The organism is Natronococcus amylolyticus DSM 10524 (genome assembly GCF_000337675.1).
Classification (GTDB): domain Archaea; phylum Halobacteriota; class Halobacteria; order Halobacteriales; family Natrialbaceae; genus Natronococcus; species Natronococcus amylolyticus.
In genome coordinates, this window is record NZ_AOIB01000028.1 from 232,203 (window position 1) to 247,050 (window position 14,848).

Sequence of the window (14,848 nt, forward strand, 5' to 3'; positions counted from 1 at the left end):
GAAAAACGGTGGTGTCAGTATGGTCGTTCACGAGTCACTGTGCGGTGAAGGCCGTCCAAATCCGAGTGTCGATGAGTGAAGTCGACAGGCTCACGGCGTTGTTCGTCGAGTCCTCCCGAAACACGGCGCTCTCGTGGCTACTCCTCGCCGTACTTGGAGCGAGCTTCGTCGGCGGGATTCTCCTCGGTCGGTACGAATCGGTGCTGTTCAGTGGCATCGCGATCGTCGTGATCGCGGCTCCGGCGGTCAAGTTCCGCGATCCGACGCTGATGCCGCCGTGGTACTTCGTCGGGCTGATCTGTCTGCCCGTCCTCTGGGAGGCGTTCGCACCGAGACCGCTGATGACGGCCGTGGTCCCGAGTCTGGCACTCGCCACGCTGGGACTGCTGATGGCGGTCGAACTACACCGGTTCACGTCGCTCCGCCTCGTTCCGTGGTTTGCCATCGTCCTCACCGTACTGTTTACCCTCGCGATGAGCGGCCTGTTAAACATCGTTCGCTGGTCGGCGGACGTTCTGTTCGGAACGGCGTTCTTGCTCGACGGACGGACCCAGGACGCGATCAACGCGGCGGTGATGATCGAGTTCATCTACGCAACCATCGCCGGACTCCTCGCGGGAGTGATCTTCTATTGGTACTTCCGTAACGCAGGCGGGCGTACATCGCCTCGAATGGCTGCTTCCTCGACGCCCCGAGCCGAGGACGAGGATATCGAGGGAGTCGTGCTCAGCGAGCGGTTGGGGGTCGCAAAGCGACGACAGCTCCAGCTGGTACGGCTGATGCAGTTCGTCCTCGTCGGCGTCCTTGCCTACGGTGTCTGGAGCCTCCAACTTCCCGTCGTGACCAACGCCATAATCGCGCTGGTCATCACCTTTGTCCCGGCGGTACTGGACCGAGACTACCACATCGCGATCGAACCCGGACTCGCACTGTGGGTGACGAGCGCCGTCTTTCTTCACGCGCTCGGCACCGCAGGACTGTACGACGCGATCGCTCGCTGGGATAACCTGACGCACACGCTGTCGGCAACGGTCGTCGCGGCTGCTGGCTACGCCACCCTTCGAGCGATCCACCTCCACGGGCGGGACATTCACCTTCCGCGGTGGGCGCTGTTCGGGTTTACCGTCGTATTCGTGCTCTCGATGGGTGTCGTCTGGGAGATTTTCGAGTTCGTCGTCGATCAAGGCGCGCTCCTGTTAGGCGTCGAACCCGTACTGGCACAACACGGAATCGACGATACGATCGTCGATATGCTGTTCAACACGCTCGGTGCGATCATCGTCGCGACGTGGGGGACGGTGTACCTCACGGAGGTTTCCGAGAGTCTCGCGGCGCAACTCGAGAGCCGATTCGGTGTCGACGAATCAGATGCGTAGGAGATCGTACTCCGGGAGAAAGTCGATAGCCTCCAACAGACCGTTCGCGACCGCCACGAGAATTACCATGTATATCGCGTTCCCGATCGCCGAGAGGAGCACGAATCGGTGCCGCGGGTAGCCGTTCAATCCGGCAACGACCGTCATCAGCCCTCGGAGCCCGGGAGTCGCGTTCGAGACGCAGATCGCTTTCCCGCCGTACCGGTCGAACTGGCGGTTGATAAACGACATCCGTTTGCGACCGAGGCGACGCCTGACGACGACCGGGATCCGATCGACGTATTGAACGACGCGGCTGGCTTGATTTCTGTCCTCGTGCTCACCTCTGAAGCCCTCGTACAGAACCCACTGTCCCGCCGTCGCGGCAACGACACAGAGGACAGAAACCACGGCCGTAACTAGCAGTCCGGCTTCCGTAACGACGAGATACAGAATCAGGAGAACGGACGGGTGGAGGAGTTTCCCGATCCACAGCCCCTCGAGAAAGTACAACAATACGAGCACCGGCGGACCGATCGTAAGCACCAACTCGGCCAGCGTCGTCTCGAGAGCCATCTCGTCCGCCCCCTTCTCACCACCCTCATATAGGAGTTTGGAGGTGATACTGCGTTCTCGTCGAGACGGATCGCACGGGTTACCCGATACGTTGAAGACTTCTGTCCTCTTAATAGGGACACTATGATGCTCCCGACCCACGCTCTCGTCGGCATGGCACTCGCGTTGCCATTGCTGGTCGTCGCTCCGGAGTTCGCTCCCCTGGCGCTTAGCGCGGGACTGATCGGTGGGATCTTTCCCGACCTCGATATGTACGCCGGCCACCGCAAAACCCTCCACTTTCCGGTGTACTACAGCGTGCTTGCCGTCCCCGCGACCGGCGTCGCGGCACTCGTTCCGACGGGAGCGACCGTCGCCGTCGCCGTCTTTCTGCTCGCCGCCGCCATCCACTGTGCGACCGACGTCCTCGGGAGCGGACTCGAGTTGCGCCCGTGGGAAGGGACGTCCGACCGGGCGGTGTACGATCACTACCGTCGGACCTGGATTCCGCCACGTCGCCTGGTTCGATACGACGGCTCGCCGACGGATCTGATGCTCTCGGTAACGGTCGCGCTCCCGCTTCTGTACACGCTCGAGGGCGAGTTCCGGTGGCTCGTGTTCGGGATCGTCGTCGTCGGGGCCGTCTACACCGCACTCAGGCGTCGTCTCGCCGATCTCGCGGCCGTCGTCGCTCGGCGAATACCGACGGGCATCCGCCCCTACGTCCCGAAACGATACCTGGAGGAGCCAGAATCCGAGACGAGCACGACGAGAAGCTAGTGGGGCCGATACTCCGACATCGGTTCGAATCCGCTGAAGTATTAACGGCTAAATAGATCGTTTTGGAATGGGCGGGTATGGATCTCCGCGTCGTGTTTATGCTGTTTCTTGTCGCGCTTCTCGGCGGTATAAGCGCCCTGTTGTTGCTCCCGCTACTGCAGTATATCGTCGCCGCCGCGCTGCTGGCGTTCGTCCTGTTTCCGATTCACGACCGACTCGCCGCTCGTACGGTCGACATTCGAGGGCGGACGCTCACGATTTCGCCGCGCATATCGGCAGGCGTCGTAACCCTCTTCGGCGTCGTCGCCACCGTTCTTCCGCTCCTCCTCGTCTCCATCGTCGTTCTTCGGACCGTTCTCTCGTTCCTCGAGGAGTTCGACGATCTGGCGATCGCCGAGACGGTTCAGGAGACGGTCCACGGGCTGGGAATCGACGACGCGACCGTCGACGAAATAGAGCAGTTCCTGAGCGCGGAGGTCGAGGGGTTCCTCGAGCAGGGGATCGAATTCGTCCTCCAGGAGCTAGTCGGCCTGCTCGACACGAGCTTTCGCGTCGGTCTGGGAATCCTGGTGCTCGTCTTTCTCCTGTACTACTTCCTTGTCGACGGGCGGCGGTTGGTCGGTTGGATGGGGTCGGTCGCACCGATCGAAGACGAGACGCGAACGGAACTGGTAGCCGAAATCGAGGGCGTCACGTGGGCAGTACTGATCAGTCACGTTCTCGTCGCGCTCGCGGAGGGTGTGCTGGGCGGAATCGGACTCTACCTCCTGGGCGTTCCGAACGTCGCGTTCTGGTCGGTCGTGATGGTCGTCGTCTCATTTCTGCCCGCGATCGGGATCTGGCTGGTCTGGTTGCCGATAGTCGGCTACCTTCTCTCCGTCGGCGATCCCGTCGGTGCACTCCTCCTGTTAGCGTACGGCGTTACGGTCCTCTCGATCGTCGACAACTACCTGCGCGCCTTCCTCGTCGATATCGGGTCCGGTGTGCATCCGGGGACCGTCCTCGTCGGCGTGATCGGCGGCCTCTACCTCTTTGGCTTTCTGGGACTGATACTCGGTCCGGTCCTCTTGGCGACGCTCAAGGCCGTCCTCGAAGTTTTTAGCGAAACGTACACCGCCGATACCGGAGAACGAAACGCTCTCTCGGATTGAGCCACGTTCTCGCGGTCCGAACGTCGCAACGATTGGACTCAGTCACACACCGATTGTCCAACCGTCGTGTAACCCGGCATGCACCGACTGTCAATGACTGTGATAATGGACTCGGTCAACAGCTGGAAACCGTAGAAAAGCCGCTCTAGGTACATCTTCGGCCGTTACCGAAGTTCCGTGCCGAACGGCTCGAGGAAGCACCGTTAAGAATCGAATACCTTCATATGTCGGACGAGGACTGGGCTGGGACGCTCAGTATCATACCGAAACCACGATTGGTACGTCGTATTATGTGACAACGCTTCTTAATTGGAAGATTCAATAGAGTAACGCAGCGTGAACGTCTTCCCCGCACGTTCGTCGACGAGAGACGGTCCGGGGAAGGATCAGGAGGCAATTACATGTCAACCGATAATACAGAAATCGATGGGGAGCTGGGAACCGATCACTCGAACGCGATCACGACGGAGCCGGAGTCTTCCGACACGGAACCGATAGTTTCCGATTCGGCTGTGGATGCCGAAGACAGCACTGTCGTCGGCGGCCTCAGCGAGAACATCGCAGGAGCGCTCGTCTACCTGTTCGCACCGTTTATCGCGGTGTTGTTCTACCTCCTCGAGGATCGAAACGAGTTCGTCCGCTTCCACGCCGCACAGAGTATCGTTGTCTTCGGCGGCTTCTTCGCCGTCGGGATGGGCGTGTTCATGATGGGATTCGTACTCGAGTTCCTGCCGTTCGTGGGCTGGATGCTCTCGCTGGCGATCTCGATGCTGACGTTCCTGGTGCTCGCTCCGCTCGGGTTCATCCTCTGGGTACTGCTGACGTACAAGGCGGTTACGGGTGAGCGATACGCCCTCCCCGTCGCCGGTGAGATCGCAGAGAGGTACGTCTGATGGGAGTGCGCCGGCGTTCGTTCGTCGCGATCGCCGGGCTCACCGCGCTGAGCGGTTGTCTCAGCGTCGACGACATCACGAACCGGGCGAGAAGCGAGGCCAGCGATCGGGCGGGCGACGAGTTCCGGGATCGAACGGGGATCGACGTCGAGACGCCCGAGGAGCCGCCGGAAACCGACGAGGAGTGGCGGCTGTACGAGTTCGAGCCGGGCGAGCGCTACGAGTACCGCATCGAGACCGAGGAGGACGGCCCCGGAACCTTCAGCTGGACCGTCGAGGACGCAGGGGAGGATCGGCTCGTCGTCGACACCGAGCTGGTGTTCGAAAGCGGGGACGAGTTCGCCCGAACCGTAACCGGCACCCAGGACGAGGTGTTCTCGGAGTTGCTGGCGACGCCGGCGGCGATCTTCATCGGCTCGGGACTGCACTCGCCGTACGTCGTCGCCGACGAGGGTGTGTACCTCGGCTACGAGTGGCGGTTCGCGACCGACGAGGGGAGCTTCCGGTACGCGGTCGAGGACACCGACACCTACGTCGGGACCGACTGCTACGTGGCCGTAACCGAGATCGACGGCACGACCGTCCACGAGAGCTGTCTCTCGCCCGACCTGGCGTTTCCGGCGTTCGTCGCGTACTACGACGAGAGTGGCGAGCAGCAGCTCGAGATGGAACTGCTCGAGTACGATGTGCCGAACGAGGGGAGTTGAGAGACGACCAATACGGCCCGAACTACGGTAACGATGACGATACCAAATCAGAGGGAGAGAGGAGGAGTTGACCGGCGAACGATCCTTCGAGTACTGGGCGCCGTGAGCGTGCCAATCGTGAGCGGTTGCCTCAGCGGGGACGAGGACGACGGTGGCGACGAGACGGAGGATACGAACGACGAGCCGTCGGACGACGGTGGCAACGACGAACCATCGGACGGCGGTGGCGACGACGAGAGCGGGGAAAGCGTCGGAACCGCCGAGATTACGTTTCTGGACGAGACGTATACCTACGACGACGCCTCGTGTGAGGAGAGCAGGACCTTTCCACCGGAGAACGAGATGATTCGCCACCGAGATGTGGATGACGAGATCGAGTTCTGGGTCGAACGTCACGATCCAGCCGAATCCGATGTCGTCGACGTCCACCTCTCGTTTCCGACCGGCGATCCGGACGAGACGATCGGCGAAGTGGAAGCGTACGACGCCCAGACGACCGTCGACGAGATCGAGTTCGAACTCGGCAGCGGCACGTCGGGCAGCCTCCACCTCGAGCCCTCGTCCCATATGAACGACGACGTAGAACACGACCCCGACGGCGGGGAGGTAACCTGGGAGATAGCATGCTAACACGAGAGACACCGACGGTACGGTGCCGCGCGACGACTTCGGCGAGGGGGACCTCGTCGTCACCGCCGAGCCGACGGAGGGCGTAGCGATGGTCCTGCACTTCCTGAAGGCGACGAGCGTCTTCCTCAGGACGCTCCCGTTCGTCGCGCTGCGGATCGCCGTCGGGATCCTGTTCGGCCTCGTCACAGTGGTCTATTTCGGGATCGTCGGCTGGCTGGTGCTGACGCTGCTCGACGCGGGGACCGTCTCCGGACCGATCGGCGGGATCGGGTTGCTCGTCGCGACCCTGCTCTTCCTGGCCGCGATGCGCTTCGCCCGTCGGTACGTCCTCTACATGGTCGCCGCGGGCCACGTCGCCGTCATCGCCCACATTGTCGAAACCGGCGAGACGCCGCGAAACCAGCTCGCGTTCGGGACCGGACAGGTGCGGTCGCACTTCAAGGAAGCCAACGCCCTGTTCGTCGTCGATCAGCTGGTGAAGGCGGCGATCAGGCAGTTCAACAACACCGCCATCTCGCTGTCGAATCTGGTGAGCTTCGTTCCGACGCTCTCGAACATCCTCACCGTCCTCCGGAAGGCGATTGGGCTCGCCGCCTCCTACATCGACGAGGCGATCATCGCTTACGTCTTCATCGCCGAGGAGGAGAACAACTGGCGAGCAGCCCGGGACGGCGTCGTTCTCTACGCGAAGACCTGGAAGTCGATCCTCGGCTCGACGCTGGCGATCATCCTCGGGATGTACGCGGTGGCGTTCGGACTGTTGCTGGCGCTGACGCCGCTGGCTGCCGTCTTCGGAAGCCTCTCGCCGACGTTCGAGCTCCTCGGCTGGGTCGCCGTCGCCGGGATCGGCCTGACGGTCTACCTCGGCGTCCTCAGACCCTGGGTGAAGACCGTCGTGATCACGACGTTCCTGATCGAGTCCCGCGAGCTGACGCCGGACAGCGAGACAGTCGACTTCCTCGAGCGCCGTTCGAAGAAGTTCCGGGAGCTGACGGCGAAGGCCGACGCCGAGGAGGCGGAGTCCTACCCGACCGAGGGCTCGTCGGACGGCGACGTTCCGAGAAGGGAGCCCACCTGAAACCACGTCGCCGGACGATAGGGAGCCAGCACGACCCGCCGGGGCCTGTAAAAGAGCGACACCGTGTTTCCGATGAATTTTCGAAGTCGCACGCCGACGTACTCGCGTCGTCCCGTCGATTCGGTACGAGTTCGAGACCGTTCGGTATGTGTGTGAGTGTCTTACGGAAAGCATATTAGCGACTGGTGTCGTTCGTATTACATGGCACAATACGCGACCGACCGATGTACTGACTGCGGTGGACGAAAGATCGCTCGGGCCGACAGCTCCGTCTGGTGTCCGAACTGCGCCCTCTTCCGTCCCGATACGTAGCCGCCTCCGGCCGGGTCCGACCGGTCAGGGCGAGCTCGCCATCGAGCGGGCGTCAGTCCGAAGAACCTGCTCGAGCCGAGGGAGACGCTCCTCGCGTCTCACCTTCGAGCGAGCGCACGAGTGCAAACCACGGTTGTCCTCTCAGAGACCGTCGCTAGGTTGGGTCGTTCGGCTCTCGCTCAGCAGATGCGTAAGCGTTCGCTTGACTCGTTCCGGGTTCGGAACGCTGCGAAAGGTGACATCGTCGGTCGACGTTCCGGCCGTGTAGACCACGACGTCGCCGAACGAGAGCGCCCGCTCGAGTGCCGATTGGTTGTACGCGGTGTTTTGGACCCTGTCGAGGCGGACCTGCGTGACGTCTCGAGAGATGAGCCCGTGTTTGACGTAGATCTCCTCGTCGGTGATGACGTACAGCAGCCGGATCCAGTTGAGGTACGTCGCGCCTACCTGTCCGGCGCCGGCCAGGACCAGTGCCAGCGGCAGATACGCCACCCAGGACGGAACGGTCTCGCCGGTGATGACCCCCGAAAGCCAGACCGTAAGCACGATCCCGAGCACTGCGAGACCGATCCCGAACGCGACCGAGGCTGCGATCGTCAGCCACGAGGGACGGCCCGCCCACTGAACCTGCTCGTCGTCGGTGAGGTGAAGCCAGTCCGCGGCCGCGAGGTCGTCGTACGACTCGTGCGTTTCCTCCATCGGTACTACGTTTCGTCTCTTCGATACTGGTCCTTTCGGACGATGAGGTCGTCTCCCGACCACCGGCGAGTGCCCTCGACCCCATCGATCCACGAAAACGATACCCCATCCGTTACGCTGAGTCGGCTTTTGACTTCCCCGTCTTCCTCACTATTTCACGTCGTACGCCGTGTGAGTCGTGCGCCGACGAGTTACCCTTCCGAGGCTCCGAATCGTCGAGGCAGTCAGTGCATGAGCATGCCGTACTCGGCTTTCATGCATCGATCCTGAACAACTTTAATTCCGGCGCGCTCGGCCCGCCGTGTGGCCGTCTCGTTACTGATACCGAGTTGCATCCAGACCGTTTGCACGTCGTCGCGCTCGAGTACCGCGTCGACGATGTCGTCGACCTCGTCGCTCGGGCGGAAGATCTGCACGATATCGATACTCGTCTCGACGTCGGAGAGTGAGGCGTAGGCGGGTCGTCCGAATACCTCATCGGCGTAGGGGTTGACCGGAACGATCTCGTAGCCCTTTCGCTGAAGGAACGCGGGGACGATGTGGGCAGCTTTCTCGTAATCCGTGGACGCCCCGACCACGGCGACCCGCTCTAACTCGAGGATCTCCCGGAGTTCGTCGTCGTCTTCGACTGGCATACGGTATGTTGTCGGGCCAATCGATTGAGTGTACCGACACCGGGTAGCTTGACAGCAGTACCTCACAGATCGGCGACCCCCTCAACGTTCGCGGACCTCTTCAGGTGGCGTCCGGACTGCCTCGACTCCGGAATCGTCTTCGAACGTCGGTGATGAGTTCGCCCATGGCCATTCGATACCTACAGTTCCGGAATCGAACGGTCGCAACTACTCGTCGCTGGAAAAGCCAATCTCGTCGTGTGAGCCGTCACAGAACGGCTTGTTCTCCGACGCGCCGCACCGACAGAGCGCGACCGAAGAGTTTCGAACGGTCTCCGTCCCGTCCTCCCCTCGAATTTCGAACTGGCCCTGGATCTGAACCGGTCCATCCGGTCTCGGAGTAACCGTGAGTACGCCGTCGTCGTCATCGGACTGCGTGTCCGACTCGGGGGCGTTCTTCGCTCCGGGTGCCCGGAACTCCGCCTCGACATGACCGTTATCACAGAGCGGTTTGTTCTCCGACGCGCCACACCGACACAGCGCGACGCGCGTGTCCTTTAGTACAGTCGTCTCGTCCGGAGTCACGATCTCGATATTGCCACGGAGATACAGCGGCCCATCGGGCCAGACGGTGACGACGTTCGTCTCCGGAACCCGTTCTTCCGGTCCGCCGTCCGTTCGGTCGAACTGTAGTGCCCCTGTCGGACACTCCACGATCACGTCCTCGAGGTCGTCGACGTCGGCGTTGTCCGGTTCGATCCACGGTCGCTTATCGGGGTCGAACACCTCCGGAAGCCCGCGAACGCACTCCCTGGCGTGAATACACCGGTTGACGTCGTAGCTGACTTCGATTCGATCTCCAGAGTAAGTGTGAACGTTCTCCTCCATAGTGGTCCTCCCATCGACAATGTCAAAATACACCACGATAGACGATAGCACTGTTGGGGGAAAGACGTGGTTCCGGTTCGGGTGCCAGTGAGAACTCCGACATGGGGGGACGAGGGATCATCGCCCGGAACGGACGCAATAATCGCTATTTCGCACTGTCAGCGCTCTCTCTTCCTGCGCCCGATCGCGTCCGTATCAGTTCTCGATTCCCGGGGAGTTCTGTGGCGCCAGTTACGTACCGTCCTCATCGTCCTCTTCACCATCCTCGTCCTCGGCGTCGGTATCGCGGCCGTACCCCTCTACCTCTTGAATTTCGGCGTCGTCATCCCCGTCGTCGGTTTCGGTTTCGTCCTCCTCGTCGTCGCTGTCGTCGTCATCCTCAGTTTCGTCGTCGCCGGTCTCGTCCTCCGTTTCGTCTTCGTCCGTTCCGCCGTCTTCGTCCCCGTCAGTGCCCGTTTCCTCCCCTTCGGTCTCTTCCGGTCCTTCGTCTCCGAGATCTCCGCAGCCTGCCAGTCCAGCTACTGCACCCACGCCAACGAGTGACACCATCCGGCGACGAGTCAGGGTTCGATCTGTCATAATGCAACTCTGGTACGGCGGAACGGGGTAATAAGGACGGCCGATAGTTCGAACGATCAGTATGGATTAGGCGTACTCCGGCTGAATTAGTGCTTTGATGGGTGTAACTAAATCAGTTAGCCGCACCGTACTCGTTTGCCGTCGCAAGGTATCGAACCCGAAGCCCGCGCTTTCGGTTGTCGGTAGACGTCACCGCGGTTCTGTGGCCAGGAGTAGGGAGTACCGAACGACAGGCCGAACGACCTACCTGGCACCGTCTGGCCGGGTCGGTTTGCAGAACGGACGGGACGCTGGACCGACTCGGCCGGTACCCGCAAACACTCCTCGGAAGCTGCAACGTGAGCGACTGACACTGCCACGAGCGTAAAGAACCCCTTATACCCGTCTCGCGCTCTGAGGGCGGATATAACGCCACTGAGTGGCGTCTACCTGTCCTGTCCTATCATTCCTCGTTGCCACATCCACTTCGAGATAAACATCGTCCCGAAGACGGCGATAATGATAACGGCGTAGATCGGATCGCCGGGAAGGAACGCAAAGTAGCCAAACTCCAGGAGCAGGTTCGCAACGAACGCCAGCGAGAGAGCAATAGCCGCGACTTTGGGGAAGTCTCTCCCGAACTGGGCGAAGATCGCACCGAAGATCGCCGGAACGAGATAGAGCTCGAGCGCGTTCTGCCAGAGTTCCGGGAGGGCCTGAAACACCGAAACGAGCCCGAGAACACCGACGGTGAGGATGGTGATATTGACAAATATCGAGCCGGCGATTCCCAGCGTAGAGATGATATCTCCTTCTGGTGTGCCGATTTCGACGTCAGCAGCTTCCTGTGCTGCCGCAGAGCTCGGCAGTCGGAGGTTGGAGATGTTTCCCGACAGAAACGCCATGTACGTCCCGGAAACGCCAAGAACCGGGTAGTAGGAGATCGGCTCGACGAGCCAGAAGGCACCCCAGGCGCCGACCACGGATATGATGCCACCCAGGATAGCACCTGCTGGCGGGAGAATTCCGTACACGCTGAGCAGGACCATAGCCGGTCCGAAGGAGAGTGCGACGGCGAGCAGATTCGTTCGTCGTCCCCATTTGTTGATATACGGAACGAACTCCTCTTCGTACACTTCCTCCGTCGAGCGATCCGTAGAACGTTGTTGGGTTTGTTTTCCAGCCATCTTACCACAACCCGCCGAGCGTTACCTGCGTCAGGACTCCTGCAAACAATCCCACGATCATCGCCGTTCCGAGAGCCCACTCTCGTATCCACTGAACGTCCCTCGAGTCGGCGATGTGCAGTAGTGCAAGCATCATGAGCCCGCCGACGGCGACGGAAGCGGTAAACGGACTTCCGGACATGACCTCCCCGGTAGCGAGGTACCCAAAGGCACCGAGCATAGCCGCGGCGCTGATAACGGGACATCTGTACGGTCTCGAGCGAAACTTCGAACGGGTGCTCGGTGGGACTATCCCTGCTGTTCTACGGAGATACAGCGAGAGTGTCCCGGGGCTTGCCCCCGAGGTACTTTACGGCTCAGGGATCCGGAGGGGTCCCACCCGACAGGTGAACGCTCGCTTAGACACCGGCATAGCCAGCGAGATCCAGGTACGGCGTTACCACGGATCGTTCGACGGCCAGTTGCACCGACTCGCTCTCTCGATCGTAGTCGACGAGGTTCATCTCCTGCAACAGCGGCAGGTGATGGTGTGCCAGATCAGTGAGGATCCGCTCGTACCACTCGTACGACGGGTTCTCCTCCTTGATCGCGATGTACTCGGCGAGATCTCCGAGCGAAATGGCCGCAGCTTTCTGAGCCAGGTAGGCGATCGTTTTCTGACGACGTGCGTGCGAGAACGCGACGAAGAGTTCCGTCGGGGTGATTTCGGAACGGTTCTCGTCAGGTTGGTTCGGACCGTGAGCGTGGGGCATCATAGGCGAGTGAGGTACTACACCGATACAGCGCGAGCCAACATCTCTTGAAAGCCAACATCAGTAGAGTACGTCTACCCTCGGATGAGCGAAGCGTAATTATAACCTTTGTCGTTGGACTCACTGCTCAAGCGGATCGCTTGACTTTGGTTGACAAATCGTCCCAAAATGACAATTTACTCTTCGAGAACGGTCGGCTCGAAGCGGCGGTCGTCCGGCGTATCCTTTTCGATCGTTACGCCCCAGTTCGGAGCATCAGCGGCCGGAGAGACGATTTCCCACGTTCCCTCGACGGCCGCTCCGTGTCCGAACGCGGTGAGAACCAGGTCTTGAAGCTCGTGCTCGAACGCTGCTGTTGCATCCCTGGTGGAGTGAGGAGAGTGATTGGATTCCATGATAGGTGAGAGAGCGGAACGACGCGTGATCGCTGTACTCTCACACCTTTCAAGCTCCGAACATTAATAACGGTGTCGTTCATCTCGAACGACCAGTGTTACTCAGCGCCCGCCGACTCGGCGGTCGAACGAACTAGCGCCGGTGAGAGAGAGGATAGCGGGACACGTTCGCCGCCGGCCTCGTCGACGACGAGCTCCGAGAGTCCGGCATGGGGATCGTTACCGGCGTCGACGACGACGAGCTTCGCTCTAGCACTCCCGAGCTTCCGGGCTGCCTCCCGTGTCGCGTCCGTCGGGCTTCCGTCGGCGACGTTCGCCCTGCCGTCGGTGACGAGGACGACGACAGCAGCCTCCGACGTCGAGCGCTCGACGACCGACCGGGCGGTCTCGAGACCGGCGGGCAACGGCGTTCGGTCACCCGACGGCAGCTCCTTGAGATGGCGCGCGGCGAGGGAGACGCTGTCGGTCGGCGGAAGCAGTACGTCGGCGTCGTCGCCCGCGAACGCGACGAACGCGACCTCGTCGCGGTGCTGGTAGCTGTCCCGCAACAGCTCGAGGACGACGCCCTTGGCGGTTCGCATCGCGGGTCGCATCGATGCGCTCGCGTCGACGGCGAAGACGATCGTCGTCGACGTATTCCCGGCTCGCACGGATCGGCGGAGATCCTCCGTCTCGACGTCCGACGCACCACGGGCCGCAGCGGACCGGACCGACGCCGCGGCGTCGATCGGGCCGTCGTCCGACGCGGATTCGGTCCTGACGCGGGCCCCCCGGTTCTCTGTGTCCGGCGTAACTGTCGTTCGGCTCCCTCCCGTACGGCCACGGCGGTCGGCCGTGACCTCGTCCGTCTCGAGTGCCGGCGCGCTCGCGTCGCCGACCTCAGCCCGACGGCCGGGAGCGAGCGGTCGAGCGTCGTCCCCATCCTCGTTCGATTCGGTATCGGTACCGTCGTCGTTCGATTCTGTACGATCCTCGGTCTCACCGTCCGATCCCTCGCGATCGCCCGCGGTCGCTCGTCCCGCCTCGGTCGAAGCCGAACGGTCGTCCTCGTCCGGTCGCCGTCCGCGCTCCGTTCCGTCGCGCTCGTCGTCGTTCGTGCCGTTCGAGCAATCCGAGCTACCGTCGGCCTCATCAGACTCGTCGTGGTCGCGGTCATGGCCCTCGTCGGCGTCGGGTTCGTCCTCGCGGGCGTCCTCGGATTCGGGTTCGCCCTCGTCGTCCCCGTCGCCCTCGTCGCTTCCATCCGTCTCGTCGGACGACTCCTCGTCGAACCAGTCCTCGAGAAGGTCCTTGAGCTCCGGTTCGTCCTCGAACGGCGTGCTCCGGAGGCGATGCGGGAGCGCGTAGCTGGCCGCCTCGCGGACGTCCGACTCGATCACGGTCGTCCGCCCTTCGAGGGCGGCCAGCGTCCTCGCGGTCCTGGCGGTCGCGATGTCGCCGCGGTGGCCGTCGACGCCGGCCTCGAGGCAGAGTTCGGCGATCTCGGTCTTGAACTCGTCGGGAAGCTCGACGCGGGACAGGCGGTCGCGCGCGCCGGCTACCGTCTCGCCGAGTCGATCGACGGCGTCGGCGTACGCCTCGGCTTGATCCGGATCGTCGCCGCGTTCGATCGTTCGGTCGATGATCTCGACCCGATCCGCGACGTCCCGGCAGCCCTCGACGGTCGCCTGGAGGGCGAACCGGTCCCGAAGCTGCGGGCGCAGGTCGCCCTCCTCGGGGTTCATCGTCCCGATCAGCGTGATGTTCGCGGGATGAGCGACGCTGATCCCGTCTCGCTCGACGGTGTTGACGCCGCTGGCTGCCGCGTCGAGGACGACGTCGACGAGGTGGTCCTCGAGCAGGTTGACCTCGTCGACGTAGAGGATGCCGCGGTTCGCGCGGGCCAACAGTCCGGGGTCGAACTCGGCCTCGCCTGCCAGGGCGTCCTCGACCGAGAGCGTTCCCACGATCCGGTCGCGGGTCGCTCCGAGCGGGAGCGTGACCAGCGGAACGGGTCGCGTCTCGACGGGCAGCTCGTCGGAATCGCGCTTTCGACAGCTCGCACACTGCAGCGTCGGGTCGTCGGGTGCGCAGCCGTACCGGCAGTCCGCGACGGCGCGCTGTTCGGGGAGGAGATCGGCGAGTCCTCGGACGGCGGTCGACTTCGCCGTCCCCTTCTCGCCGACGATCAACGCGCCGTCGAGTGTGTCGTTCGCAGCGATCGTCAACAGCGCGCGCTTGAGCTCCGACTGGCCGACGATCGCCGGAAACGGGGTCGACGACAGCTTTTTGCCCCCGGCGTTTACAACCATAGT

17 protein-coding genes are annotated in these 14,848 nt (G+C 62.3%); 7 read left to right on the forward strand and 10 right to left on the reverse strand.

What is annotated here, in order from left to right:
• The first annotated feature begins 71 nt into the window (after positions 1–71).
• Positions 72–1,376 carry a hypothetical protein gene (locus C491_RS14215; RefSeq protein ID WP_049891967.1) on the forward strand — a complete coding sequence of 435 codons (1,305 nt, stop codon included), beginning with the start codon at positions 72–74 and terminating at the stop codon, positions 1,374–1,376.
• Here C491_RS14215 and C491_RS14220 read toward each other — a convergent pair.
• Positions 1,365–1,931 carry a DedA family protein gene (locus tag C491_RS14220; RefSeq protein WP_005557461.1) on the reverse strand — a complete coding sequence of 189 codons (567 nt, stop codon included), beginning with the start codon at positions 1,929–1,931 and terminating at the stop codon, positions 1,365–1,367. The genes C491_RS14215 and C491_RS14220 overlap by 12 nt on opposite strands.
• Positions 1,932–2,054: 123 nt before the next feature.
• On the opposite strand from C491_RS14220, the gene C491_RS14225 reads away from it, so the two are divergent.
• The 6 genes from C491_RS14225 (at position 2,055) to C491_RS14250 (ending at position 7,149) form a co-directional block, all read left to right on the forward strand.
• Positions 2,055–2,690, forward strand: coding sequence for a metal-dependent hydrolase (locus C491_RS14225; RefSeq protein WP_049891970.1), 636 nt, complete (start codon positions 2,055–2,057; stop codon positions 2,688–2,690).
• Positions 2,691–2,767: 77 nt separating this feature from the next.
• Positions 2,768–3,841, forward strand: a complete 1,074-nt coding sequence (locus tag C491_RS14230) for an AI-2E family transporter (protein WP_005557465.1) — start codon at positions 2,768–2,770, stop codon at positions 3,839–3,841.
• A gap of 401 nt (positions 3,842–4,242) precedes the next feature.
• The gene (locus C491_RS14235) at positions 4,243–4,734 is read left to right on the forward strand and encodes a DUF4870 domain-containing protein (RefSeq protein WP_005557467.1); all 492 of its coding nucleotides are present in this window, start codon (positions 4,243–4,245) and stop codon (positions 4,732–4,734) included.
• The gene (locus C491_RS14240; RefSeq protein ID WP_005557469.1) at positions 4,734–5,441 is read left to right on the forward strand and encodes a hypothetical protein; all 708 of its coding nucleotides are present in this window, start codon (positions 4,734–4,736) and stop codon (positions 5,439–5,441) included. Before C491_RS14235 ends, C491_RS14240 begins: the two co-directional genes overlap by 1 nt.
• A gap of 117 nt (positions 5,442–5,558) precedes the next feature.
• On the forward strand, positions 5,559–6,071 hold the full coding sequence (locus C491_RS14245; protein WP_241431323.1) for a hypothetical protein: 513 nt from the start codon (positions 5,559–5,561) through the stop codon (positions 6,069–6,071).
• An 88-nt stretch (positions 6,072–6,159) separates the two neighbouring features.
• Positions 6,160–7,149: a hypothetical protein gene (locus tag C491_RS14250; RefSeq protein ID WP_049892073.1), complete on the forward strand. Its 990-nt coding sequence runs from the start codon at positions 6,160–6,162 to the stop codon at positions 7,147–7,149.
• A gap of 453 nt (positions 7,150–7,602) precedes the next feature.
• Here the strand turns inward: C491_RS14250 and C491_RS14255 are convergent, their stop codons facing one another.
• The 9 genes from C491_RS14255 to C491_RS14295 form a co-directional block, all read right to left on the reverse strand.
• Positions 7,603–8,160, reverse strand: coding sequence for a PH domain-containing protein (locus C491_RS14255; RefSeq protein ID WP_005557474.1), 558 nt, complete (start codon positions 8,158–8,160; stop codon positions 7,603–7,605).
• 224 nt (positions 8,161–8,384) lie between these two features.
• Entirely contained in the window at positions 8,385–8,795 is a 411-nt protein-coding gene (locus tag C491_RS14260; RefSeq protein ID WP_005557476.1) for a CoA-binding protein, read from the reverse strand.
• Between the two features lie 207 nt (positions 8,796–9,002).
• Positions 9,003–9,662 carry a CDGSH iron-sulfur domain-containing protein gene (locus tag C491_RS14265; protein ID WP_005557478.1) on the reverse strand — a complete coding sequence of 220 codons (660 nt, stop codon included), beginning with the start codon at positions 9,660–9,662 and terminating at the stop codon, positions 9,003–9,005.
• Positions 9,663–9,893: 231 nt separating this feature from the next.
• A complete protein-coding gene (locus C491_RS14270; RefSeq protein WP_241431324.1) occupies positions 9,894–10,241 on the reverse strand; it encodes a hypothetical protein in 348 nt (115 codons plus the stop codon).
• A 425-nt stretch (positions 10,242–10,666) separates the two neighbouring features.
• Positions 10,667–11,407: a hypothetical protein gene (locus C491_RS14275; RefSeq protein ID WP_049891972.1), complete on the reverse strand. Its 741-nt coding sequence runs from the start codon at positions 11,405–11,407 to the stop codon at positions 10,667–10,669.
• 1 nt (position 11,408) lies between these two features.
• Entirely contained in the window at positions 11,409–11,723 is a 315-nt protein-coding gene (locus C491_RS14280) for a DUF5058 family protein (RefSeq protein ID WP_338042749.1), read from the reverse strand.
• An 82-nt stretch (positions 11,724–11,805) separates the two neighbouring features.
• A complete protein-coding gene (locus C491_RS14285) occupies positions 11,806–12,159 on the reverse strand; it encodes a DUF7344 domain-containing protein (protein WP_241431325.1) in 354 nt (117 codons plus the stop codon).
• A gap of 176 nt (positions 12,160–12,335) precedes the next feature.
• Positions 12,336–12,554 carry a hypothetical protein gene (locus C491_RS14290; RefSeq protein WP_005557488.1) on the reverse strand — a complete coding sequence of 73 codons (219 nt, stop codon included), beginning with the start codon at positions 12,552–12,554 and terminating at the stop codon, positions 12,336–12,338.
• Positions 12,555–12,652: 98 nt separating this feature from the next.
• Positions 12,653–14,845: a VWA domain-containing protein gene (locus C491_RS14295; protein WP_005557491.1), complete on the reverse strand. Its 2,193-nt coding sequence runs from the start codon at positions 14,843–14,845 to the stop codon at positions 12,653–12,655.
• Positions 14,846–14,848 lie beyond the last annotated feature (3 nt).